Source organism: Kribbella sp. ALI-6-A, from assembly GCF_001984195.1.
GTDB lineage: Bacteria > Actinomycetota > Actinomycetes > Propionibacteriales > Kribbellaceae > Kribbella.
Genome location: NZ_MTQN01000006.1, coordinates 63,997 through 87,676 on the forward strand (window position 1 = coordinate 63,997; position 23,680 = coordinate 87,676).

General features: G+C 69.4%; 27 protein-coding genes. 9 read left to right on the forward strand and 18 right to left on the reverse strand.

The genetic code is table 11. From position 1 onward, the window contains the following. Nucleotides 1–57: 57 nt before the first annotated feature. The gene (locus BWI15_RS02810) at nt 58–960 is read right to left on the reverse strand and encodes a LysR family transcriptional regulator (RefSeq protein ID WP_077012692.1); all 903 of its coding nucleotides are present in this window, start codon (nt 958–960) and stop codon (nt 58–60) included. Nucleotides 961–1,031: 71 nt separating this feature from the next. On the opposite strand from BWI15_RS02810, the gene BWI15_RS02815 reads away from it, so the two are divergent. Further along, on the forward strand, nt 1,032–1,856 hold the full coding sequence (locus BWI15_RS02815) for an SDR family NAD(P)-dependent oxidoreductase (RefSeq protein WP_077012693.1): 825 nt from the start codon (nt 1,032–1,034) through the stop codon (nt 1,854–1,856). A gap of 123 nt (nt 1,857–1,979) precedes the next feature. Here BWI15_RS02815 and BWI15_RS02820 read toward each other — a convergent pair whose 3' ends face one another. Next, nucleotides 1,980–2,300: a SelT/SelW/SelH family protein gene (locus BWI15_RS02820; RefSeq protein ID WP_083750528.1), complete on the reverse strand. Its 321-nt coding sequence runs from the start codon at nt 2,298–2,300 to the stop codon at nt 1,980–1,982. 64 nt (nt 2,301–2,364) lie between these two features. On the opposite strand from BWI15_RS02820, the gene BWI15_RS02825 reads away from it, so the two are divergent. Further along, nucleotides 2,365–3,375: an MsnO8 family LLM class oxidoreductase gene (locus BWI15_RS02825; RefSeq protein WP_077012694.1), complete on the forward strand. Its 1,011-nt coding sequence runs from the start codon at nt 2,365–2,367 to the stop codon at nt 3,373–3,375. On the opposite strand, the gene BWI15_RS02830 is transcribed toward BWI15_RS02825, so the two are convergent. The 6 genes from BWI15_RS02830 to rpsB form a co-directional block, all read right to left on the reverse strand. After that, entirely contained in the window at nt 3,365–3,973 is a 609-nt protein-coding gene (locus tag BWI15_RS02830; RefSeq protein ID WP_077012695.1) for a GNAT family N-acetyltransferase, read from the reverse strand. The genes BWI15_RS02825 and BWI15_RS02830 overlap by 11 nt on opposite strands. Before the next feature lie 32 nt (nt 3,974–4,005). Continuing rightward, entirely contained in the window at nt 4,006–4,839 is an 834-nt protein-coding gene (locus BWI15_RS02835; RefSeq protein ID WP_077012696.1) for a phosphatidate cytidylyltransferase, read from the reverse strand. Continuing rightward, nucleotides 4,839–5,393, reverse strand: coding sequence for a ribosome recycling factor (gene frr, locus BWI15_RS02840; RefSeq protein WP_269087155.1), 555 nt, complete (start codon nt 5,391–5,393; stop codon nt 4,839–4,841). The genes BWI15_RS02835 and frr overlap by 1 nt, the downstream gene beginning before the upstream one ends. 113 nt (nt 5,394–5,506) lie before the next feature. Next, complete coding sequence (gene pyrH / locus BWI15_RS02845; protein ID WP_083750529.1) at nt 5,507–6,268, reverse strand: UMP kinase; 762 nt, start codon at nt 6,266–6,268, stop codon at nt 5,507–5,509. 54 nt (nt 6,269–6,322) lie between these two features. Beyond that, entirely contained in the window at nt 6,323–7,141 is an 819-nt protein-coding gene (gene tsf, locus BWI15_RS02850; protein WP_077012698.1) for a translation elongation factor Ts, read from the reverse strand. 369 nt (nt 7,142–7,510) lie between these two features. Beyond that, on the reverse strand, nt 7,511–8,479 hold the full coding sequence (rpsB, locus tag BWI15_RS02855; protein ID WP_077012699.1) for a 30S ribosomal protein S2: 969 nt from the start codon (nt 8,477–8,479) through the stop codon (nt 7,511–7,513). 291 nt (nt 8,480–8,770) lie between these two features. Between rpsB and BWI15_RS02860 the strand changes: the two genes are divergently transcribed. Then, nucleotides 8,771–9,379, forward strand: coding sequence for a M23 family metallopeptidase (locus BWI15_RS02860; protein ID WP_077012700.1), 609 nt, complete (start codon nt 8,771–8,773; stop codon nt 9,377–9,379). Between the two features lie 9 nt (nt 9,380–9,388). Here BWI15_RS02860 and BWI15_RS02865 read toward each other — a convergent pair whose 3' ends face one another. Both BWI15_RS02865 and BWI15_RS02870 read right to left on the reverse strand, forming a co-directional pair. Continuing rightward, the gene (locus BWI15_RS02865) at nt 9,389–9,868 is read right to left on the reverse strand and encodes an RrF2 family transcriptional regulator (RefSeq protein WP_077012701.1); all 480 of its coding nucleotides are present in this window, start codon (nt 9,866–9,868) and stop codon (nt 9,389–9,391) included. Between the two features lie 63 nt (nt 9,869–9,931). After that, on the reverse strand, nt 9,932–10,870 hold the full coding sequence (locus tag BWI15_RS02870) for a tyrosine recombinase XerC (RefSeq protein WP_077012702.1): 939 nt from the start codon (nt 10,868–10,870) through the stop codon (nt 9,932–9,934). A gap of 136 nt (nt 10,871–11,006) precedes the next feature. On the opposite strand from BWI15_RS02870, the gene BWI15_RS02875 reads away from it, so the two are divergent. The 6 genes from BWI15_RS02875 (at nt 11,007) to BWI15_RS02900 (ending at nt 18,161) form a co-directional block, all read left to right on the forward strand. After that, entirely contained in the window at nt 11,007–12,620 is a 1,614-nt protein-coding gene (locus tag BWI15_RS02875) for an APC family permease (RefSeq protein WP_077012703.1), read from the forward strand. Between the two features lie 124 nt (nt 12,621–12,744). Continuing rightward, complete coding sequence (locus tag BWI15_RS02880) at nt 12,745–13,104, forward strand: YraN family protein (protein ID WP_077012704.1); 360 nt, start codon at nt 12,745–12,747, stop codon at nt 13,102–13,104. Continuing rightward, nucleotides 13,104–14,678, forward strand: coding sequence for a YifB family Mg chelatase-like AAA ATPase (locus BWI15_RS02885; protein WP_077012705.1), 1,575 nt, complete (start codon nt 13,104–13,106; stop codon nt 14,676–14,678). Before BWI15_RS02880 ends, BWI15_RS02885 begins: the two co-directional genes overlap by 1 nt. Beyond that, the gene (gene dprA, locus BWI15_RS02890; protein ID WP_237771100.1) at nt 14,675–16,216 is read left to right on the forward strand and encodes a DNA-processing protein DprA; all 1,542 of its coding nucleotides are present in this window, start codon (nt 14,675–14,677) and stop codon (nt 16,214–16,216) included. The genes BWI15_RS02885 and dprA overlap by 4 nt, the downstream gene beginning before the upstream one ends. Before the next feature lie 328 nt (nt 16,217–16,544). Further along, entirely contained in the window at nt 16,545–16,739 is a 195-nt protein-coding gene (locus tag BWI15_RS02895) for a hypothetical protein (RefSeq protein ID WP_077012706.1), read from the forward strand. Between the two features lie 657 nt (nt 16,740–17,396). Then, nucleotides 17,397–18,161: a phosphotransferase gene (locus BWI15_RS02900; protein WP_077012707.1), complete on the forward strand. Its 765-nt coding sequence runs from the start codon at nt 17,397–17,399 to the stop codon at nt 18,159–18,161. A 100-nt stretch (nt 18,162–18,261) separates the two neighbouring features. On the opposite strand, the gene BWI15_RS02905 is transcribed toward BWI15_RS02900, so the two are convergent. The 8 genes from BWI15_RS02905 to BWI15_RS02940 all read right to left on the reverse strand — a co-directional run bounded on the left by BWI15_RS02905 (nt 18,262) and on the right by BWI15_RS02940 (nt 23,676). Beyond that, on the reverse strand, nt 18,262–18,585 hold the full coding sequence (locus tag BWI15_RS02905) for a DUF2469 domain-containing protein (protein ID WP_077012708.1): 324 nt from the start codon (nt 18,583–18,585) through the stop codon (nt 18,262–18,264). Beyond that, entirely contained in the window at nt 18,582–19,280 is a 699-nt protein-coding gene (locus BWI15_RS02910) for a ribonuclease HII (RefSeq protein WP_077012709.1), read from the reverse strand. Before BWI15_RS02910 ends, BWI15_RS02905 begins: the two co-directional genes overlap by 4 nt. Nucleotides 19,281–19,524: 244 nt before the next feature. Next, nucleotides 19,525–20,295, reverse strand: a complete 771-nt coding sequence (gene lepB, locus BWI15_RS02915; protein ID WP_077012710.1) for a signal peptidase I — start codon at nt 20,293–20,295, stop codon at nt 19,525–19,527. Continuing rightward, entirely contained in the window at nt 20,292–20,921 is a 630-nt protein-coding gene (gene lepB, locus BWI15_RS02920; RefSeq protein ID WP_237771101.1) for a signal peptidase I, read from the reverse strand. Before lepB (BWI15_RS02920) ends, lepB (BWI15_RS02915) begins: the two co-directional genes overlap by 4 nt. A 137-nt stretch (nt 20,922–21,058) precedes the next feature. Next, complete coding sequence (gene rplS, locus BWI15_RS02925; RefSeq protein WP_077012712.1) at nt 21,059–21,409, reverse strand: 50S ribosomal protein L19; 351 nt, start codon at nt 21,407–21,409, stop codon at nt 21,059–21,061. Nucleotides 21,410–21,563: 154 nt separating this feature from the next. Continuing rightward, entirely contained in the window at nt 21,564–22,763 is a 1,200-nt protein-coding gene (gene trmD, locus BWI15_RS02930; protein WP_077012713.1) for a tRNA (guanosine(37)-N1)-methyltransferase TrmD, read from the reverse strand. After that, on the reverse strand, nt 22,763–23,311 hold the full coding sequence (rimM, locus tag BWI15_RS02935; protein ID WP_077012714.1) for a ribosome maturation factor RimM: 549 nt from the start codon (nt 23,309–23,311) through the stop codon (nt 22,763–22,765). The genes trmD and rimM overlap by 1 nt, the downstream gene beginning before the upstream one ends. Before the next feature lie 113 nt (nt 23,312–23,424). Continuing rightward, nucleotides 23,425–23,676, reverse strand: a complete 252-nt coding sequence (locus BWI15_RS02940) for an RNA-binding protein (protein ID WP_077012900.1) — start codon at nt 23,674–23,676, stop codon at nt 23,425–23,427. Nucleotides 23,677–23,680: the final 4 nt, after the last annotated feature.

Here is a 23,680-nt window from a genome sequence, read left to right on the forward strand (position 1 = left end):
TCGATTGTCCCTCGCCGCCGACCGCTTTCACAAATTCACGTCCGGTGTCCCCGCTCACTATCCGGCCGCGGCGAGATCCTCCGCGGCCGCCAGTCCGGCGATGGCCTGCAGTACGGCGGGCAGCACCGGCGAGGTGTTCTGCGGCAACCAGACCATCTCGGTCAGCACCGTCTCGCCGGTCAGCGGCACGAACACCACGCCGGTCCGCCGCAGGCTGGACGCCGACCGGGCCAACCGGGTCACGCCCACTCCGGCCGCGACCATGCCGAGCAGCACCTGGACGCTCGGATCCCGGTGCACCACCTTCGGCTCGAACCCGGCCGCGCGGAACTGCGCGTCGTACCGGTCGTGCCAGGGTTCCCACGCGCTGCGTGGGGTGAGCAGCCAGGGCTCGTCGGCCAACTCCTCGAGCGTGAGCTGGTCGCGCCCGGCCAGCGGATGTCCCTCGGGCAGTACGGCGCAGACGTCCTCGGTGACGAGCGTTCGGGTCGCCAGGTCGTCGACCAGCGGCGGGCGGCTGAACGCCACGTCGTACCGGCCACTTCGGAGGCCTTCGACGAGCAGGGCGATCGCGGTCTCCTCGGTCGCCAGCTCCAGGTCCGGGAAACGCTCGCGGACGGCGCGCACGACCGGCGGCAGCAAGTAGTTCGCCGTGGTCGCCAGGAAGGCCATTCGGAGCAGGCCGATCTCGCCGCGAACGGCACGGCCGACCACGCCCATCGCCTGCTCTGCTCGATCCAGTACAGCGCGGGCCTCCGGCAGGAAGACCGTACCGACCTCAGTCAGCGCAGTCCCCCGGCTGTCGCGGTCGAACAACTTCGCGCCGACCATGCGCTCCAGCAGCGTGATCTGCTGCGACAGGGACTGCTGGGCGATCGTCAGCCGGGCAGCGGCCCGGGTGAAACTCAACTCCTCCGCCACCGCGACGAAGTAGCGCAGCTGTCGCAGCTCGGGGGTCACAGGCACAGGCTACTGCTGCACCAGGTAGCTGGTGTTGGCCCCATCCGGGGGTCCGGACGAAGACTCGAAGCATGGAAAACAACAACACCAAGGTATGGCTGATCACCGGTTGCTCCACCGGCTTCGGACGCGAGCTGGTGCTCGCCGCACTGGCCGCCGGCGATCGGGTGATGGCGACCGCACGTCGGCCCGAGACGCTGGCCGATCTGGCCGAGCGCGGAGCGAGCACCGCCGCCCTGGACGTCACCGACCCGGCGTCCGTCGACGCCGCGGTCCAGGCGACGCTGGCGGTGTTCGGCCGGATCGACGTCCTGGTCAACAACGCCGGCTCGCTGGTGATGGGGGCCATCGAGGAGGTCGGCGTGCAGCGGCTGCGCGAGCAGTTCGACGTCGTGTTCTTCGGCGCCGCCCAGGCCACCCAGGCGGTGCTGCCGGTCCTGCGCGCGCAGGGATCGGGAACGATCGTGCAGATGAGCTCGCTCGGCGGACTGAAGACCTACCCCGGCTACGGCGTCTACAACTCGGCCAAGCACGCTCTGGAGGGGTACTCCGAGGCGCTGGCCGCAGAGGTCGCTCCCCTGGGCATCCGCGTCCTGATCGTCGAACCCGGCGCCTTCCGTACGCCGTTCAACGGCAACAAGGTGACCACCGAAGAGCTGGACATCTACCGCGAGACCGCCGGAGCCACCCGAGTGAACACCGCTGCGCTGCTCGGCAACGAGCCGAACGACCCGGTGAAGGGCGTCGCAGCCATCATGAAGGCGCTCGACAGCGGCAAACCGCCGCTCCGCCTCCTGCTGGGCAACGACGCCGTCGACGGCCTCCGCGAGCACCACGAGGCGCTGCTGGCGTCAGTCACCGAGTGGGAGGAGCTCAGCCGCTCGACGGCGATCTGACCGGAGCTCACCGGTCGGCAGTGGATTCGCTGCCGACTGGTCAGCTCGCCCGCAAGCTCGGCCCACCCCGAACCGCCGGCCCGAGCCGTTCACCATCGACGTCGCCCAGGACGTGCGTTCCGGCTAGTCCGCGTTCTGCTCGACCGACGGCTCAGCGGCCGGTTCCTTCCGGTCCGAGTGCCCGAGCTTCCGGTCGGGCGCGATCCGGTCTCGCACCAGCTGCTTCAGCGTCGGAATCTCGGCGAACCCGCCCTCGGCCTTCCGCGACCACAGCGTCTCCCCGTCCAGCCGGATGTCGAACACCCCTCCGGTCGCCGGCACCAGCGCGACCTCCCCCAGCTCCTTGGGGAACGTCGTCAGCAGTTCCTGCGCCGTCCAGGCCGCCCGCATCAACCACCGGCACTGGGTGCAGTACTCGATCTCCAACCGCGGTTGCCTCGTCACGCCGCCAAGTATCCCTGGCGATCGGGGAATGGCCGCCGCCGACGGAGTCGTTGAACCAAAGACCATGACTTCCTCGCTCAGCGGTGTCCCCCTGTCGGTGCTGGACCGCTCGCGGACTCGGGTGGGCGAGTCCGAGGCGGAGACCTTGCGCGGCACCGTCCGGCTGGCCCAGCAGGTCGAGGAGCTCGGCTACCACCGCTTCTGGGTGTCGGAGCATCACAGCGTTCCTGGAGTGGTCGGCTCTGCACCGACCGTTCTGGCCGCAGCGGTCGCAGCCGCCACTGAGCGGATCCGGGTCGGGACCGGCGGGGTGATGCTGCCCAACCACCAGCCGCTGGTGGTCGCGGAGCAGTTCGGCGTACTGGAGTCGCTGTATCCGGGGCGCATCGACATGGGCCTCGGCCGCTCGGTCGGCTTCACCGGCGGGATCCGCCGGGCGCTCGGCGTCGAGAAGGACGCGGCCGAGGACTTCACGGACCAGGTTCGCGAGCTGCTCGGGTACTTCACCGGCACGCAGCGGAACCACCCGCAGGTCCACGCGCGACCCGGCGAAGGGCTGCGGGTGCCGGCGTACGTGCTGGCGATCGGCGAAGGTGCGCAACTCGCGGCATCACTCGGCCTGCCGCTGGTTATCGCCGGCGCCCGTGGCGAGGCGGCGCTGCTCGACTCGCTGCAGCGCTATCGCTCCGGCTTCGTCCCCTCGGGCTGGGCCGAGCGCCCGTACGTCGTACTGGCGGCTACCGCGGCCGTCGCGGAGACGACTGAGGCGGCTCGGCGGCTCCTGTTGCCCGAGGCGTGGTCCAGCGCCTACTCCCGGACCCGTGGAGTGTTCCCGCCCCTGGAGCCGGTCGACGCGCAGCGCGAGATGACCGACAAGGAACGCGGGTTCTTCGAGCAGGCGCTGCAGGGGCAGATCTACGGCACACCGGACGAGGTCGACGCGGCGCTGGGTGGACTGGTCGAGCGGACCGGCGCCGACGAGGTGCTGATCACTACCAACACCTACGACCGGGACGACCTGCTGGAGAACTATCGCCTCCTGGGCGAACTGGCCGGCCTCCGCGTCAGCCGCTGATCCGGGCGAGCAGACCCTTCCGTACCTCGGGCCACTCGTCGGCCAGGATCGAGAACACCACCGTGTCCCGCCACGAGCCGTCCGGCTGCTTGATGTGCCGGCGCAGCACGCCCTCGCGGGTCGCACCGAGCTTGGCGATCGCGGCCTGCGACCGCGTGTTCACCAGGCTGGTCTGGATCTTCACCCGGTTGAACCCGCAGTCCTCGAACGCGTGCTGGAGCATCAGGAACTTGCACGACGGGTTGACCAGCGTGCCCCAGACCGACGGCGCGTAGCCGGTCCAGCCCAGGTGGACCCGCTCGTTGGCCAGATCCACGTCGCCGAGGCTCGTCGTACCGACAACGGTGCCCTCGGCCCCCAGTTCGCTGTCGCGAGCGAGCCGGACGACGTACGCGACCCGTTGCGGGGCCGACTTCGTCCAGCGCTCACGCATCTGCTCGCCGGTTGCCGGGCGACCGGCGGGACCGCCGCCGAACCCCGCGGCGTACACCCGCTCGTCGTCGATCGCGGCGAACAACTGATCGATGTCGTCGGCAACAAAACGGTCGAGGCGGACGACGTCGCCGACCAAGGGGCGGCCGTCCGGAGCGATGGTCATGACACCAGCCAAGCGCGCGGACGGCGGCCGGGTCAAACGAGTAAGTGCAGCAGCAGCCAGACGGCCGGAGCCGTGGCCAGCAGGGAGTCCAGACGGTCCATCACCCCGCCGTGGCCGGGCAGCAGGTTCGACATGTCCTTGATGCCCAGGTCACGCTTGATCATCGACTCACCGAGATCGCCGACCGTTGCCGTCAGCACCGCCACTGCGCCGACGATCGCACCCGCCCACCAGTCGCCGTCGAGCAGCCAGACGACCGAGCCGATCCCGGCCCCGATGCAGGCCAGGGTCGAGCCGGCGAAGCCCTCCCAGGACTTCTTGGGGCTGATCGTCGGCGCCATCGGGTGCTTGCCGAACAGCACGCCCACGGCGTACCCGCCGACGTCGCTGGCCACGACGACCAGGAAGAAGGTCACCACCCGCTGGGGGCCGTCGCTGTCCGGCTGCACCAGCAACACTGCGAAACCGGCCAGCAGCGGCACGTAGCCGAGCAGGAACACACCGGCGGTCACGTCCCGGACGAAGCCGATCGATCCGCCGGGCATCCGCCAGAAGATCGTCGCCAGCGCGGTCAGCGCCAGCCCGACCAGCAGCGCCATCGGGCCACCGAAGTACGCCGCGACCAGCATCGCCGTCGTGCCGGCCAGCACCGGGACGCGCGGAATCTCGGCGCCACTGGTCCGCAGCGCCTTGATCATCTCGTCCACGGCGAGCAGCACCGCGGCGAGCACCACGAAGATGAACAGCACCTTCTGCCAGAACAGCGATCCGAGGATCACCGCGCCGAGACCGACACCGACCGCGATCGCGGCGGGCAGGTTGCGCCCGGCGCGGCTCGGCGCGGGCGTGCTCTGGTCGAGGCCCATCACACCTCGAGCAGTTCGGCTTCCTTGTGCTTGAGCAGCTGGTCGATCGAGTCGACGTACTTCTTCGTCAGCCCGTCGAGTCGCTTCTCAGCACTCTTGCCCTCGTCCTCGCCGGCTTCGCCGTCCTTGACCGACTTGTCGATCTGGTCCTTGGCGTGCCGGCGGATGGTACGGATCGAGATCTTGGCGTCCTCGCCCTTGGTCTTGGCGACCTTGATGTACTCCTTGCGCCGCTCCTCGGTGAGCTGCGGCATGTTGACCCGGATCACCGAGCCGTCGTTGCCGGGGTTCACGCCCAGGTCGGAGTCGCGGATCGCCTTCTCGATTGCCGCCATCGCACCCTTGTCGTACGGCGAGATGAGAACGGTCCGGGGATCGGGGACCTGGAAGCCGGCCAGCTGCTGCAGCGGCGTCGGCGAACCGTAGTAGTCCGCCACGATGTTGGAGAACATCGACGGGTGGGCCCGGCCGGTGCGGATCGCGGCGAAGTCGTCCTTGGCGACCTCCACGGCCTTCGCCATCTTCTGCTCGGCTTCGCGGAGTGCTTCGTCGATCACGACATTCCTCGCTTCCTCGGGGCCGCTTCGGTGCGGCCGCTCAAACCCTACGAACGCTGGTCTACCAGACTACGGACCTCGGTCCGCGTGTCGGTGATCCTAGTACCGGTTCACTGCCCCGGGGAGACGACCGTGCCGATCTTCTCGCCACGCACGACCCGGGCGATGTTGCCGTCCTGGAGACCGAAGATGACGATCGGCAGCGCGTTGTCGCGGGACAGGCTGATCGCCGTGGCGTCGGCGACCCGCAGCCCGCGGGCCAGGAAGTCGTCGTACGAGAGCTGGTCGAACTTCACCGCGTCCGGGTTCGTCTTGGGGTCGGAGTCGTAGACACCGTCCACACCCTGCTTGCCCATCAGCAGCGCCTCGGCACCGATCTCCAGCGCCCGCTGGGCGGCGACGGTGTCGGTGGAGAAGTACGGCATCCCGGAGCCGGCGCCGAAGATCACGACCCGGCCCTTGGCCAGGTGCCGGTCGGCCTTGCGCGGGATGTACGGCTCGGCGACCTGGCCCATCGTGATCGCGGTCTGGACCCGGGTCTCGACGCCCAGCTTCTCCAGGAAGTCCTGCAGCGCCAGGCAGTTCATCACGGTGCCGAGCATGCCCATGTAGTCGGCGCGGTTGCGTTCCATCCCGCGCTGCTGCAGTTCGGCGCCGCGGAAGAAGTTGCCGCCGCCGACCACGACGGCGACCTGTACGCCGGCCCGGACCACCTCGGCGATCTGCTTGGCGATCGAGTTCACCACGTCGGGGTCGACGCCGAGCTTGCCGCCGCCGAACACCTCACCCGACAGCTTGAGCAGCACCCGGTGATAGGCCGGTTCGACCGGCGAAGAGGCCGGACTCGTCTCGGTACCCAGGGTTTCCGTCACGATTCCGGCCTCCTCGTCGATGATGTTTTTCCTGTGTCTGCGAGCGGCAGACGGTCAGGCGCCGACCTCGAAGCGGGCGAACCGCTTCACGGTCACGCCGGCCTCGTCGAGCACGGCCTTGACGGTCTTCTTGCTCTCCTGGACCGACGCCTGCTCGAGCAGCACGACCTCCTTGAAGAAGCCGTTCACCCGGCCCTCGACGATCTTCGGCAGGGCGCCCTCGGGCTTGCCCTCCTCGCGCGCGGTCGCCTCGGCGATCCGGCGCTCGTTCTCGACCGTCTCGGCCGGGACCTCGTCGCGGGTGGTGTAGAGCGGACGCATCGCGGCGGCCTGCATCGCGGCACCGCGAGCGGCGTCGATGTCGTCACCCTCGAACTCGACCAGCACGCCCACCTGGGCCGGCAGGTCGGCCGCACGCTTGTGCATGTACGCCGCGACCTTGCCCTCGAACACGGCGACCTTGCCCAGCTCGAGCTTCTCGCCGATCACCGCGGCCAGCGCCTCGATGTTCTCGGCGACGCTCTTGCCGTCGGCCAGCTTCTCGTTCAGCAGGCCCTCGACGTCGCCGACCTTGCTGGCGGCGGCGTGCGCGACGATGTCGGCCGCGAGCTGCTGGAACTGCTCGTTCTTGGCGACGAAGTCGGTCTCACAGTTCAGCTGGACCAGCGCGTTCTCCGCGGCGGCGATCAGCCCGTTGGTGGCGGACCGCTCGGCGCCCCGCTTGGCGGCCTTGGCGGCGCCGTGGATGCGCAGCTCCTCGATAGCCTTCTCGAAGTCGCCGTCGGTGGTCTCGAGCGCCTTCTTCGCGTCCATCATGCCCGCGCCGGTGGCGTCGCGGAGCTTCTTCACGTCAGCGGCGGTGTAGTTCGCCATTCCTCGTTCTCTCGATCTAGTCGGTGCGATCAGCTGGGTGGGTCGCCGCCCGAGGCCGGAGCGCCACCAATGCGGTGACGTTCGTCTGCCGGGCGATCGGGGTTCGGCGGGCCTGACCCTTTGGGGGGATCGGGTGCGAACCTTGTCGATCCTGTGAAGCCTTGCCGGACCTCGAGGCCGGCGGTCCTGAGCTCTCGCCCGCTGGGCCGCCGTGCCCCTTCACGTCTGAATCCGTGGATCCGCGACCTTCCGGTCCAGGCCTTCGGCCGGAGCCTTGCCTGGTCCGGGCCACCGTTTCCTGTACGCCGCCCACGGAACCCTCACGGGTCTCGGAGGCGGAGGCCAGGCGGTCGGCGACCCGGAACCGGATCAGGCCTCGGTCTTCGGCGCCTCGGTGCCCTCGACCGGGGTGTCGTCGGCCTTGGCGATCGTCTCGGCGACGGCACCGGACTCGGCGACCGGGGCAGCCTCCTCGGCCGGAGCCTCGGGAGTCGCGTCGGCAGCCGGGGTCGCGTCGGCGGCCGGAGCCGCGTCGGTGGTGGCCGGAGCGGCGGCAGCGGCGTTCTGGCTCTCCAGCAGCTCACGCTCCCAGGCGGCCATCGGCTCGTCAGCGCCGAGCTCCTCGCCGGCGGCGGCAGCACCCTGGCCCGAGCGGGCCTTGAGGCCGTCGGCCACGGCGTCGGCGACCACGCGGGTCAGCAGACCGACGGAGCGGATCGCGTCGTCGTTGCCCGGGATCGGGAAGTCGACCTCGTCGGGGTCGCAGTTGGTGTCCAGGATGCCGATGATCGGCAGCTTGAGCTTGCGCGCCTCGTCGACCGCGAGGTGCTCCTTCTTGGTGTCGACGATCCAGACCGCGGACGGGACGCGGCCCATGTCGCGGATACCGCCGAGGGTCTTGAGCAGCTTGTCGTGCTCGCGACGCTTCTGCAGCAGCTCCTTCTTGGTGACACCGGAACCGGCGACGTCGTCGAAGTCGATCAGCTCCAGCTCCTTGAGCCGCTGGAGCCGCTTGTTGACGGTCTGGAAGTTGGTGAGCATGCCGCCCAGCCAGCGCTGGTTCACGTAGGGCATGCCGACCCGGGTCGCCTGCTCGGCGATCGCTTCCTGCGCCTGCTTCTTGGTACCGACGAACAGCACCGCCCCGCCGGACGCGACCGTGCTGCGCACGAACTCGTAGGCGCGGTCGATGTAGGACAGCGACTGCTGCAGGTCGATGATGTAGATGCCGTTGCGCTCGGTGAGGATGAAGCGCTTCATCTTCGGGTTCCAGCGCCGGGTCTGGTGCCCGAAGTGGACGCCACTCTCGAGCATCTGCTTCATGGTCACGACGGCCATGAGGTGTTCCTCCTGTCGCGCCGGCCGGGGTCGCTCGTCCGGTGGCGCTGTCTCGGTTGTCCCGCGGCGGACCCGGTTGGTCCGTCGCGCCTGACGCCCGCGCGAACCCCTCCCCGGCGGACCGGGACCAAGAGGGTTCGGGTGTGTGCAGGCGTGCGAAGTCGCCCCACCGAGGTGGGACGCCGCCAGAAGTCTACGCGACAAGCCCACCCGGGTCGAACCGGCCCCCGGTCCGTCCACAGGCCCGGATACGTCGCGCCGAAAACACCCTTTCACCTGCACCTTTTCAGCATGAGCCCACTGCTGCTGATGCCCATCGTTCCCCCGCCCCCGGACGCCGTCTGGCCACTCGACCCGCGACCACGGATCGTGCGCTCCTACGTCCCACCACCCAAGCCCTGGCTCCCCGGCCATCGGGGCGTCGATCTGGCCGGCTCGCCGGGTCAACCGGTCCTCTCCGCGACCCCCGGCACGATCACGTTCGCCGGTCCGGTGGCGGGCCGCAGCGTCGTGGTCGTCGCCCGAGGGCCGCTGCGTACGACGTACGAGCCGGTGATTCCGTCACTTCCTGCCGGGACTGAGGTCCGCCGGGCTCAGCCCATCGGCCGGTTGTCGGCCGCGGCCTCGCACTGCGCTCCGGCGACGTGTCTGCACTGGGGTCTGCTCGAGGGCGAGACGTATCTCAACCCCTTGAAGCTGCTCGCCGCTCAGCCGGTCCGGCTGCTGCCGACGGTCCCGCCGCCGGATGAATTCCCGGCGCCGAAGGTTTCCCCATCACCTGCGTCGCCACCACCTCGAAGTCCCGCTGCCCGCGAGTCCAGCGCACTGGCACCGACCGCGGTGGTCACTCTCGGCGCGCTGGTCACTCTCGGCGCCGCCGTGCTGGTCAGAAACCACTGACCCGTGCGCTCAACTCCCCGGAACCCGCGCCTGCCACGCGTCCTCGTCCTTCGACCGCCGCTCGACCCCGGCCGGAAGCTTGCCCTTGGCAAGGTCCGTCAGCGTGGTGTGCTCGAGCACGTCCCGCAGGCTCGCCCGCGCCGCGATCCAGACCCGCTGCAGCACCACGGCCCGCTCGTTGTAGGCGACGCTCTCCGGCCGGACGCCCGAGATGCTTACGATCGGCCCGTCCACCGCGCGCATCACGTCGGCCACGGAGATCTCGTTCGGGTCGACCGCGAGCTTCCACCCGCCGGACTGCCCCCGCTGGCTGGTCAGCACGCCCGCCCGCCGAAGGTCAGCCAGGATTCCCTGCAGGAACCCGTGCGGAATCCCCTGCGCCCGGCTGAGCTCCTCCGCCGACACCACCGAGGGATCGTTGGCCACCCAGCGCTGGGTGATCTCGATCAACGCCCGCAACGCATAGTCAGATTTTGCCGAAACCCGCATGGCCCGCAGTCTGCCCCATCCACCCGCCGCCCGCCCATCACCCCGCCGGGCCCGGCCCCGGGATCAGGCCCGCGGATGCGCCTGCTGGTACGCCGCTCGCAGCCGCTCGCTCGACACGTGGGTGTAGACCTGCGTCGTCGCCAGGGATGCGTGCCCGAGCAGTTCCTGCACGCTACGCAGGTCGGCGCCGCCTTCGAGCAGATGCGTCGCCGCCGTGTGCCGCAAGCCGTGCGGCGACAGGTCCGGCGCCGAGACGGCGTCGATTCGCGCGTGCACCACCCGGCGTACGGTCCGCTGATCGATCCGGCCACCACGCGCTCCGAGGAAGAGCGCCGGCCCGCTTCCGTCCCTGACCAGTTGCGGGCGGACCGCGAGCCACGACTCCAACGCCTCGGCCGCCGGTACGCCGTACGGGACCGATCTCTCTTTCCGTCCCTTGCCGAAAACGCGGACCACGCGTCGGGTCCGGTCCAGCTCGTCGAGGTCCAGCGCGCACAGTTCGCCGACCCGGATCCCGGTCGCGTACAGCAGTTCCATGATCGCGAGGTCCCGCCGCCCGAGCGGGCTTCCGTCGTCCGCGGCGACCGCGGCGGCGTCCAGCACAGCTCGCGTATCGGCCTGTCCCAGCACGCCTGGAAGGGTTTTGTGTGCCTTCGGACTGGCCAGCAACGCGCCCGGATCGGTCGCGATCCGCCCGGTCCGCTGGGCCCACGCGGTGAAGACCCGCGCCGCGGTGGCCCGTCGCGCCATCGTGCTGCGTGCCTTGCCGAGGCTTTGCTGCTTGGCCAGCCAGGACCGCAGACCGCGGATGTCGAGTGCGCTCAGATCATCGTGACCAAGCCGAGTCAAATGATCGATTAAATCCGCGACATCACCGATGTACGCTCGGACCGAATGTTCGCTGAGGCCTCTTTCCGCCGTCAGATGCCGTTCGTAGTCAGCCAGTAACGCAGCGAATTCCTCCGGTAGGGAGGGCTCTGGGCTGACGTCGTCCGGTGCCATGTCCTGACCATGCGGGAGCGGCGTCGGCATCGCAAGGCACCGCGCGGCGGCGACACGAAGGAGGTCTGGCCCGTAGCCCATAGGTCGACTACTGTTCGGCCCGATTGCCCTAGTAGCAACGGAGGCACCCCTGACCATGGCCCCCTCAGCGAACGGACAGACCGTAGGCCGGCGCCTGCCGGTCGAGTCGGCGTTCACTCGAGTCGAGGAGGCGCGGCACCGACTACCGCGTCTGTTCGGCCGTCGCGACCTTGTCGTGCTCGGCCTCGGTGTGATGATCGGTTCCGGCATCTTCAGCCTGAGCGGCAAACAAGCCGCGAACGTGGCCGGCCCTGCCGTGATCCTGTCGTTCGTGGTCGCGGCTTTTGTCTGCCTGCTGGCCGCCGCGTGCTACGCCGAGCTGTCCTCCACCATTCCCGTGTCCGGCAGCGCCTACACCTTCAGCTACGTCACCTTCGGTGAGATGTGGGCGTGGCTGGTCGGCTGGGCACTCGTGCTCGAGCTCGTCACCGCGGCCGCGATCGTCGCCCGCGTCTGGTCGGCGTACTTCCTGGCCACGTTGACCGGCTTCGGCGTCACGATGCCCGACGGTCTGGCCCAGTTCTTCGGGCCCGACGCCAAGGTGAACCTGGTCGCCCCGCTGCTCCTGCTGCTGCTGACCGCGATGATCGTCACCGGTACCAAGCTGTCGTCCCGCGTCCTGACCGTCGTGGTGGCGGCCAAGGTCGCGGTGATCCTGCTGGTCGTGGTGGTCGGCGCGACGCACATCAAGATGGACAACTTCAAGCCGTTCGTCCCGATGGAGCGCCCCGCCCCCGCGACCGCGGATCCGACCCTGCTGGGCTGGATGCTGGACTCCTCGTTCGGTTCGTTCGGCCTGATGGGCATTTTCACCGCGGCCAGCGCGATCGTGTTCGCCTTCATCGGTTTCGACCTGATCGCGACCGCGTCCGAGGACGCCCGCAACCCCCGCAAGACGGTCCCGCAGGGCATGCTGCTCGGCGTCGTCGTCGTCACGGTCCTGTACGTCGCGATGGCGGTCGTGCTGGTCGGCCTGCGGCCGTACGGGCAGCTCGGCGGTGCCGCACCGGTCTCGGAGGCGCTGGAAGCGGTCGGGGTCGGCTGGGCCGCGGACGTGGTCAATCTCGGTGCGCTGCTGGCGTTGATGACGGTGATCATGGTGGTGCTGATCGCCCAGAGCCGCGTGCTGTTCAACATGGGTCGTGACGGCCTGCTGCCGAAGAGCCTGGGCCGGGTCAGCCGGGTCTACTCGTCGCCGGCCCGCGCGGCGACCGCGGCCGGTATGGCCGCCCTGGTGCTCACGCTCTACCCGAAGGTGCTCGAGCTCGAGGAACTGCTCGTCATCGGCGCCTTGTTCTGCTTCGCCTTCTGCGCGGTCGGCGTACTGCGTCTGCGCCGTACGGAGCCTGACCTCGAGCGTGGCTTCCGGGTTCCGCTGGTGCCGTTGATTCCGCTGCTGTCGCTGGCGGCGACGCTGTGGCTGATGCTCAACCTGAAGACGAGCACCTGGACCAAGTTCGGCATCTGGATGCTGCTCGGTCTGGCGATCTACGGTCTCTACGGCCGTTGGCACAGCCGCTTGGCCAACGAGGAGAGCTGGGACTACGACACCGACACCGATCCCGGCTCAGGTGCCCTGCAGCCGGTTCGCCACGACACGCCGTCCGGCGAGCTGAAGGCCGTGCGTACTCCCCCGAAGTCCAACCGCGGCAAACACATGCGCAACTGAGCACCGCATCTCACCGCCGGTCGTCCCCGCTGGGACGGCCGGCGGTTTTCTTTGTCCACAAGCCCCGAAGTCGCCCTCGAATCGGCCACGAATCCCGGCATGTTCTTGTCGGAGGTGGTCATCGATGCGGACCCAGGATGCAGTCGGGCAGTACGGCGAACAACTCGCCGCGGAACATCTCAGCCAGCAGGGATTCGCGATCCTCGCGCGCAACTGGCGCTGCGAGCAAGGCGAGATCGACATCGTCGCCCGGGACGGGCGCGCACTCGTGGTCTGCGAGGTGAAGACCCGGCGCGGCGTCGGCTACGGGAGCCCGCTGGAGTCCATCACCTATCGCAAACTCAGCACGTTGCGGCGCCTGGTCGGCCGCTGGCTGCAGGAGCACGATCTCCACCCACCGGAGATCCGGATCGACGTGATCGCCGTGCTGGTCCCACCCGGCGGTGGTCAGCCCACGATCGAGCACCTGAGGAGCGTCGGCTGATGTCGCTCGCCCAGGCGTGGTCCGTCGCCCTCGTCGGGCTGGAGGGCCATCTCGTCGAGGTCGAGGCCGACATCGCCCAAGGCCTGCCGAAGACCACGCTGATCGGCCTGCCCGACGCGTCGTTGTCAGAGGCAAGGGATCGTGTTCGCGCGGCGGTGGTCAACAGCGGCGAGCGGTTCCCCGACCGCAAAGTCACCATCGGCCTCTCGCCCGCGACCCTGCCGAAGACCGGTTCTCACTACGACGTCACCATCGCGTGCGCTCTGCTCGCGGCCAGCGGCGTGCTGCCGATCGGCGAGCTGAGGCACTGCGCGATCATCGGAGAGCTCGGCCTCGACGGCCGCATCCGCGAGGTGCGCGGCGCCCTCGCGATGACGCTGGCCGCCGCCAGAGCCGGCTTCACCCGCATCATCGTTCCCGAGCTCAACGCAAGCGAAGCCCGACTCGTCCCCGACATCAGCGTGTACGGCGTGCGCTCGCTACGGCAGGTTCTGGCGATGATCCGCGGTGAGGAGATCCCCGACGAGGAGCCGCCACGCGCCGAGCCCCGGCTGATGTCGGAGTCGCTGACCCGGGTCCCCGAGGTCGACCTCGACGACGTCCTGGGCCAGCGCGAAGGCCGCCGCGCCATCGAGGCCGCAGCCGCGGGCGGGCATCACCTGTACCTCTACGGCCCACCAGGATCCGGCAAAACCATGCTCGCCGAACGCCTCGCGGGCCTGATGCCCGATCTGGAGACCGACGACGCACTGGAAGTCTCCGCCGTGCATTCGCTGGCCGGTCTGCTCACAAACGACGCGGAGCTCGTCAGCCGTCCACCGTTCATCGCGCCACACCACACGGCGTCCCTGGTCAGTCTGGTCGGCGGAGGCTCCGGCGTCCCCCGCCCCGGCGCGATCAGCTGCGCCCACCGAGGAATCCTCTTCATCGACGAGGCACCCGAGATGCACCCCCTGACCCTGGACACCTTGCGCCAGCCGCTCGAGTCCGGCTACGTCGAGGTGCACCGCGCAGCCGCCGTCGCGAAGTTCCCGGCCCGCTTCCTGCTGGTCCTGGCCGCAAACCCCTGTCCCTGCGGTCAGTCCGGCACTCCCACCGGCATCTGCAACTGCACGCCCCAGATCCTCACCCGCTACCGGCAACGCATCAGCGGCCCGATCAAGGACCGGATGGACATCCAGCGTCAGATCCTGCCCGCCGCCCGAGGCGTCGGCACCGGCGACCCGCCCGAGTCCACCGCCGACGTCGCCACCCGGGTCCGCGCCGCCCGCGACCGCCAAGCCCACCGCTACCAACACACGGCTTGGCGCCTGAACAGCGAGATCCCCGGCCCGGTCCTCCGCCGCGACTTCCCCCTCGACGACACCAGCCAGTCCATCCTCGAAACCCACTACGCCGAAGGCCGCCTGACCGCCCGAGGCCTCGACCGAGTCGTCCGGCTCGCCTGGACCCTCACCGACCTGGCCGGCCTGTCCCGGCCAACCCCCGCCCTGACCCACGAAGCCTTCCAACTCCGCTCCGGCGCGCCCCTCACTCCCCTGGAAGACACCCGCCCCCTCAGAGAGCACCCATGACCAACGACCCTCACCAGTCGACCGACGCAACCACCGATCCGCAGGCGACTTTCATCCCCGCCGATTCCGGAGCCACACCGCTCCGTCCCCAGGACATCCACACCTCACCCGTCAACTCCGACGCCGCGCCGCCTCAATCCAGGGAGATCCGCGTCGCCCGATTCGACCGGGCAACCGCACCCAGCTCCAGCCTTCTTGACCGGGCGACCTTGCGCACCTCCAGCCCATCCGACCGAGCACCCTCGCCCACCTCCGGTCCTCTTGACCGAGCAAGCTCGCCCACCACCAGCCCTCCCGACCATGCAACCTCACCCACCTCCAGCCCATCCGACCGGACGACCCCACCCAGCTCAAGCCTGATGGTTGCCATCGGCAACGCCTCCTCCACAGCTCTCGACAGCGCGACCGCCTCCGACGCGGACCGGATGGCGAGAGCGGCGCTGTCCCGCGTGATCGAACCAGGCGACCCCGCCACCCTGAAGACCTTCGCCGACCTGACACCGCTGGAGATCTGGGAGCTCCTCCAAACCAACGCCCCCGGCCTCGAGCGCTGGTCCACCCGGCTCCCCCACGTCAACCCCGAACGCGACCTCGAGAAAGCCCGCAAAGCCGGCGCCCGCTTCGTCATCCCCGGCGACGACGAGTGGCCCGACCAGATCGACGTACTCGCCGAGGCCGGCCAGCAAAGCCGCCGCGGCGGCGTCCCCTACGGCCTCTGGGTCAAAGGCAGCCCCAACCTGCGCCAGCTGCTCCAGTCCTCGGTAGCCATGGTCGGCGCAAGAGCCTGCTCCTCGTACGGCGAACACGCCGCCGCAGAACTGGCCGCCGCCCTCGGCGACCACGGCACCACGATCGTCTCCGGCGGCGCCTACGGCATCGACGCCGCCGCCCACCGCGGCGCTCTGGCCAGCACAGGTACCACCATCGCCGTCCTGGCTTGCGGCGTCGACGTCAGCTACCCCAGGAGCAACTCAGCCCTCTTCGACCGAATTGCCGGCGAAGGCCTCCTGGTCAGCGAGCTGCCACCCGGCTGCGCCCCCACCAAGCTCCGCTTCCTCGCCCGCAACCGCCTGATCGCCGCCGCCACCCAAGGCACCGTCGTCATCGAAGCCGCCATCCGCAGCGGAGCCCTCAACACCGCCGGCTGGTCCGAACAGTGCGGCCGCCCGGTCCTCGCAGTCCCCGGACCGATCACGTCCCGCATGTCCGAAGGCACCCACCTCCTGATCCGCGAACGCAACGCCACTCTCGCCACCTCGGTAGCCGACATCCTCGAAGCCATCTCCCCACTCGGCGAGCACCTGACCTCGTACCCCCACTCCCCCGCCACCCCCATCGACGCCCTGGACCACGACCTCCGCCGAACCCTCGACGCCGTCCCCGTCCTCCGCCCTTCCCCCTCCACCCGCATAGCCACCGTCGCCGGCCTCGACCACGACACCGTCCAGGAATGCCTCGAAACCCTCGCCCAAGCCGACCTGGTCACCTACGAAGACTCCGGCTGGCTCCTCTCCACCACCCACCGCCGCGCACCCTGATCCCAGTGACGAAGGAGACCACACGCCGTTCACCTCCGCCGCAGGATCAGACCCCTGCGCAGCCTCAGAAGCCAGAATGGTCGCAAGCTTCCTCGCCGCGGAACTGAGCTCCACCACGGTGCAAGACGACCCTCACCCGCGTACTGGCTGACCTCGGCGAATCAGAAACACTCCACCAACCCGAACCTCGGACCCCGCACAGAACGAACTGCGCCGTCGTGTACTAGGCAAGTACAGGGGGCTACCGCCAGAACCGCGAACTGTTCACCGCCTTCCCAACGAGGTCACCTGACACGCCGCGCTGCTCTCCCCGCCGGGACTCCTGGCCGTGCGCCACATCAACTCCAGCTACCGACCGCGGTCACCGCCGGCACCCGCCCGCCCGACCGACGCCGCTCAGTTCATCCGCCGCGGCGACCGGGTCGTCAGCAGCATGTCCACCGAGCACTTCCTGGCCGTCGCCGAGTACCTGCGACAGGGCACCACGTGGGAGCCGGTCATCTGCGTCCGCGCAGACGGATAAGACGCCCTCGTCGTCCCGGAAGGCCACCCGCCTCACCGCCATCGCGTTCGCTCCCGGGCATCTCCCGGACGAGACACAATCCTCCTCGGCACGTCGCCCTCGATGACGAACTTGCCGGCTACTGACCACTTCGCCACCTACCGACGACTCACCCGGCGGAGTACGTTCACAGCTGCGGTCGGACGCTACGCCGCCACGCTGACGCCATGTTCCGTCCCGCCGCCTGAGTGGCGCCGCGGCATCCGCTGCCTGTAGCGCATCATCTGCAGCAGTCCTCTGGGCGCGATGCTGTTGCGCCACAGGGTTTCCTGGCCGCCGGACGGCGAACAGCAACGCGTCGGCCGACTCGCCGACCAGCAGTGGGCGTCGTCGACCAGGCACACCACCGAGAACCAGGCCTGAGCCGGGCGCCGTCGACAGCCCGGGCGTGCCTGGTGAGCGACGCACGCCCGCGGCCGGCGCCTGGCCCCCTCCCCGCCTCGTGAGTGGGCGCCTGGCCCGTCCCCGCAGATGCCCGGGCGCCTTGTTCGTCCTTCGCCGCTGATTGCCACACCTAGGTACGGATGGCGGCCGACGTTGCAACTGGACGACCCGACCGCCCAGTCGGGTGCAGTACGCCGTATCAGAGGCGAACCGGTGGGCGGGCATGCTGGTGGGGTGGCGGACGAGACGCTGGTGGGTGGGCGCAACAACGCCGGAGTGAGTCGGCGCGGAGAGACGGTGCGGCGGAAGATGTCTGCTCGCTCGCCCTTTGTGCATGCCTATTTGCCGCACCTCGAGGAGGCGGGGTTCGAGGGTGCGCCTCGGGTGCTGCGAGTGGATTCGGGGGTGGAGGTCCTCAGCTATCTGGCGGGTGAGGTGCCTGCGGATCCTGAGTGGGTTCCCGGGAAGGGGAATCCGTTGACGGCGGGGATGCGGTCGGATGAGGCGTTGGTAGCGCTTGGTGAGCTGCTGCGGGAGCTGCATTCGGCGAGTGCGGGGTTCCGGCCGCCGGGGGTGGTGTTGGAGGACGGCGAGATCATGCCGCACGGGGATCTTGGGCCTTGGAACACCGTTTACCGCGACGGGCGGCCGGTGGCGTTCATCGACTGGGATGCTTGTGGGCCTACCACTCCGCTGCTGGATGTCGCGGCGGCCGCGTGGGGGTTTGTGCCGTTGGAGAGTGATCGGCAGTTGAGGGAGACGGGGTTCGAGGTGTTGCCTGATCTCGGGGCTCGGCTGCGGTTGTTCGCGGATGCTTATGGGTTGGAGGACCGGCGGGGGCTGGTGCCAGCTTTGGTGCAGGCCAAGCTTCGGCAGGCTGGGCAGGTCAGCCGGTGGGGTCTCGGCGCGCGGGACTCGGCGGTTTCGCTGGAGTTCTTCGCAGATGAGCTTCGATGGCTGGCGACGCGGACCGACGACTTCGAGCGCGCGCTGAGCTGAGCCCAGGCTGGGGAAGAGGGAACTGCCGGCGGGCGACATGACCAGGAACCGGCGCCTGGTTCAGGCGCCGGTTCCTAGGTTTCAGAGCAAGTACGCCGGGTCAGCGGCCGAAGTCGGAGTCCTTGGGGACCTCTAGGTCGGTTTTGGCCAGTTCCTCGATGTTGACGTCGCGGAACGTGACGACCTTGGCGTTCTTCACGAAGCGGGCCGAGCGGTAGACGTCCCAGACCCAGGCGTCGGCCATCGTCACTTCGAAGTAGACGTCGCCGCCTTCGGTGCGGACTTTCAGGTCGACGGCGTTGCACAGGTAGAAGCGCCGTTCGGTCTCCACGACGTACTTGAAGATCCCGACGACGTCCTTGTACTCCCGATAGAGCTGCAGCTCCATATCGGTCTCGTACTTCTCGAGGTCGTCAGCACTCATCGGCTCTCCACTCCGGTGGGACTGGTCACATTCTGTCCCATATCGGGCCGCAGACTGCGGCGGACATTCTCGAATCGGCGTCGATGTTGTGGACACGGGCCGTATTTGTCCAGTGCCGCCTGGTGCTCGGGCGTGCAGTACCCCTTGTGGACCGCGAAGTCGTACTCGGGGTAGACCGTGTGCCAGTGCTCCATGATCCGGTCGCGGGTGACCTTGGCGATCACCGACGCGGCGGCGATGCAGGCCGCGACCCGGTCGCCCTTCCAGATCGCCAGGCCCGGTACGCCGAGGCCGTCGACGCCGAAACCGTCGGTCAGCACGTACGACGGGCGCACGTCGAGGCGGAACAAGGCCCGGCGCAGCGCCTGGACGTTCGCGACGTGCATGCCGAGGCGGTCGCACTCGTCGGCCTCGATCGAGACGACCGACCAGGCGAGCGCGCGGTCGCGGATCTGGTCGTAGCAGCGTTCGCGGGCCTTCGCGGTGAGCAGCTTGGAGTCGGCCAGTTCAGGGATCTGGCCGCGCTTGCCCTCGGGCAGGATCACTGCCGCGGCAACCAGCGGGCCGGCGCAGGGTCCGCGGCCGGCCTCGTCCACGCCCGCGATCGGGTCGAGACCGACCCGGCGCAGGGCGCGTTCGTAGCCGTACAGGCCGGCGTCGCGGCGGATGGTGCTGCCGCGAGGCAGAGCGCTCATCCGACCCTCCCCACACGGCACGGGCGAACACCACCACAGGACGAGGTGCGAAGGCCGGCGGCTGAGCTGGTCACCGTCCGAGAAGCCCGGATCGTGAAGGCGAGGACCGAACCCGCGCGGAAGGCGAAGTCCGAGCCGTGGGTCGGCGCGGCGCCAAGCGCGTGAGCTGGGCTCGCCTTCACCGGCGAATCGGCGCGAAGGGCGAAAGTGGGCGGGTGTGCGGTGAGGGGCACGGGGGCTCCGCTTACTTCGGGGGTGCGGTCAGCGAGATCGACGGCTTCGCGGGCGGGGGCTCGACCGCGGGCGGGATCGCCTTGAACGTGTCGGGCACGCCGAGTTCGGAGAAGTTGCTGGCCGGCCACACCACCAGGATCGCGCGACCGGTGACCTTGTCCAACGGGACGAACGCGGCGTCGCCGGGGTTGCCACCCTCGGGACCGACATCGCTGAGGTGGACGCGGGAGTCGCCGGACTCCGAGCGGTGGTCGCCCATCACGAAGACCTTGCCGGCCGGGACGGTGACCTGGAACTCCATCGCCGACGGCGCGTCGCCCGGGTACAGGTACTGCGACTCCTCGAGCGGCTGGCCGTTGACCATCAACCGGCCCTTCGCGTCGCAGCAGGCGACCTTGTCGCCCGGCATGCCGATCAGGCGCTTGATCAGGTGACCGTGGCTGGAGTCCGGGAGCAGGCCGACGACCTCGAAGAACCGGCCGACCGAGCCGCGCTTCTGACCGCTCTCCTCGGTGCCCAGCCAGCCGCCCGGGTCCTCGAAGACGACCACGTCACCGCGCTCGACGTCGGTCAGCTTCTCCACCACCACCCGGTCACCGACCAGCAGGGTGTTCTGCATCGACTCGCTCGGGATGATGAACATCTGCCCGACGAAGGCCCGCAGGATCGACGAGACGATCAGCGCTCCGACCACGATCAGCACGAACTCGCGGGCGGCGGCGGCCAGCCCCGAGCGGTGGGCGGGTTTGTCGGGCGTCGCCTCGGTCGATGTATCGGTCACTTCTTCAGCCCCGGCTTCTTGAAGGTTTCCGGAGGACGCAGCATCGTCATCCGGTCAGACGGCCAGATTACGCAACAGGCCCGGCCAACCACGTTCTCCACCGGCACGAACCCGCCACCGGGACCGCCCATGTGGGCGCGGGAGTCGGCCGACTCGGCCCGGTTGTCCCCCATCACCCACAGGTGCCCAGGCGGTACGACGACGTCGAACGGCTGGATGGACGGCTTGGCGTCCTTCAGCAGGTACTCCTGCTCGTCGAGCGGGATCTTGTTGACCAGGATCCGGCCCGAGCGGTCGCAGCAGAACACCCGGTCACCCGCGACGCCGATCACCCGCTTGACCAGGTGACCCTCGCCGCTGCGCGGCAGGATGCCGACGAACTCACCGAGTTGGCGCAGGGTACCGGGGGTCTCCTGCTCCTCGTTCAGCCAGTTGCCGGGGTCCTTGAAGACGACGATGTCGCCCCGGTCGACGTCCCGGTGCAGGTAGCTGACCTTCTCGGCCAGGATGCGGTCGTTCGTCGTGAGCGTGTCGTACATCGACTCCGAGGGCACGTAGAACGCCTCGGCGACAAAAAGCCTCAAGACGACCGTGATGACCAGGGCGAGCACCGTCACCGTGGTCATCTCGATCAGCAGGCTCAGCAGCGGGTTCCGCTGCTTGAGCCTGCGATGCCGTCCTTTACTGCGACGTGCCCTCTTGGCTACCGGGCGAGCGCGAGTCGCAGTGCTCGGCGCCATACCTGACCGTCGTCGCTAGGGACTCAGGCGTCCCGCTTCTCCTTGATCTTGGCCGCCTTGCCGCGCAGCTCGCGCAGGTAGTACAGCTTGGCGCGACGCACGTCACCGCGGGTGACGACCTCGATCTTCTCGACGATCGGGGTGTGGATCGGGAAGGTGCGCTCGACGCCGACGCCGAAGCTGACCTTGCGGACCGTGAAGGTCTCCTGCAGGCCACCACCCTGGCGACGGATCACGACGCCCTTGAACACCTGGACGCGGGACCGGGTGCCCTCGACGACCTTGACGTGCACGTTGACGGTGTCACCGGCGCGGAAGGCCGGGATGTCGTCACGCTTGCTCGCGTTGTCGAGCTCGTTCAGGAGGTTGCTCATCAGGTGTTCGCTTTCTCGCGCGTGCCACAGGTCACCCACGAATTAGGTGGTGAGAAGCTGAAGGATGTCGCCGGTGTGGTGGTCACCCCCTGTGGCAGGAGCACCGCACGGCAACAGCGACCAAGTTTGCCACACGGCGACGGTCGCAGCGAAATCAGCGTTTCCGCCGCCGCTTGGCCAGCAGCACCAGGTCGACCTTCGCGGTGTGTGGATCACGCCGGACCTCTCGGTAACCGGCCCGGCGGTAGAGCCGCAGGTTGTCCTCACTCTCCGCACCGGTGAACAGCTCGTACGACGTGACCTCGGCCGGCGCGGTCTGCTCGGCCAGCTTCAGCAGCCTCGTCCCGACCCCGCGGCCCTGCCAGTCCGGCGCGACCATCAGCCGGCCGATCCGGCCCACCGAGCCGTCGACGGCCAGGTGCACGGATCCGACGATGCGAGTCCCCGCCACGGCCTTCCAGACCTGACCCTGCCGGATCCGCTCGACTGTGCCTTCCAGCGGCTCGAGCAACGGCGGGATCGTGAAGTCGTCGTAGGCCAGCGCCTCGGACAGGTACGCGGCGCGCTGCAGCGTGAGCAACTCCCCCGCGTCGCTCTCCACAGCAGGCAGTACGTCGACCAGCGCCGCCGCGTCGTCCTTGCCCGCGACAGCGCCGCCCCACGCGGCGAGCAGGTCCGGCCGGCGCTCCGCAGTACGCCGTACGGCCTGCTCGTGGCGCCATTGGGCGATCAGGGCGTGGTTCCCGGACAGCAGGATCTCCGGTACGTCGTACCCGCGCCAGGAGGTCGGCTTCGTGTAGACGGGATACTCCAGCAGGCCGTCGCCGGAATGCGACTCCTCCGCGAGCGACTCCGGGTTGCCGATCACGCCGGGCAGCAGCCGGGCCACCGCCTCGACCATGACCAGGACGGCGACCTCCCCGCCGTTCAGCACGTAGTCGCCGATGGAGATCTCGTCGACGCGCATCCGCTCACCGGCGTACGCCGCAACCCGCGCGTCGATCCCCTCGTACCGGCCGCAGGCGAAGGCCAGCCACGGCTCGGCGGCCAGCTCGTAGGCCAGCTCCTGGCTGAACGGCCGGCCGGCGGGCGTCGGCACGATCAGCCGCGGCTGCGCCGGGCCGTCGGCCGGGGCCACGGCGTCCAGCGCCTCGCCCCACGGCTCCGGCTTCATCACCATGCCGGCGCCACCGCCCGACGGGGTGTCGTCGACCGTGCGGTGCCGGTCGTGGGTCCAGTCGCGCAGGTCGTGCACCCGGACGTCCAGCAGCCCGCTCTTCGCCGCCTTGCCGACCAGACTGAGGTCCAGGGCGGCCAGGTACTCCGGGAAGATCGAGAAGACGTCCAGCCTCATCAGCTGGCGCCAGGGTCGGTCGGGGCCACTTCAGCGCCCGCCGGGTCGAGCAGGCCGGGCCGGTCGGCCACCAGCACGTAGCCCTCGTCCAGGCTGATCTCGGGGACCAGCTCCTCGACCAGCGGCACCAGTACGGCGCTGCCGCCCGGACGGCGGATCTCCAGCAGGTCCTGCGACGGCAGGTGGACCACGTCGATCACCTCGCCGGCCTGCTCGCCGTCGGTGGTGCGGACGGCCAGGCCGATCAGCTCACGGTCGTAGTACTCGTCGGGGTCCTCCGGGCGCTCGTCCTCGGGGATGTCGGCCTGCAGCACGAGGTTGCGCAGGTTCTCCGCGGCGGTCCGGTCCTTCGCCTCGGCGAACTTCACCAGCAGGCGGCCGCTGTGCCAGCGGCTGGACTCGACGGTCAACGTCCGAGCCGTCTTGGAGTCCGTGACCAGGGTCGCGCCGTCGGCGAACCGCCGGTCCGGCTCGTCGGTCTGCACGATCAGCCCGACCTCGCCCTTGATCCCGTGTGCCCGGCCGATCCGGCCGACGGTCACCAACACCCGTGTGTCCCTCTCTGCTCACCGCCGGCCCTGGCCGGGCCGGACGCCGTACTGCCGAAGATAAGGCGAAGGGCCGCACCCAGCGGGTACGGCCCTCCAGAAACTGCAACCGGTCAGCGGCGCGAGCGCCGGTTGACCTCGTCGACGAAGTCGATCCGGACCGACGACTCGGAGCTGAGCGCCCCGACCACGGTGCGGATCGCGGTCGCCGTCCGGCCGTTGCGGCCGATCACCTTGCCGATGTCGTCGGGGTGCACGTGCACCTCGAGCGTGCGTCCGCGCCGCAGGTTGCGGGCCCGGACGTTGACGTCGTCAGGGTTGTCCACGATGCCTCGGACCAGGTGCTCGAGCGCCTCGGTCTCCATCATG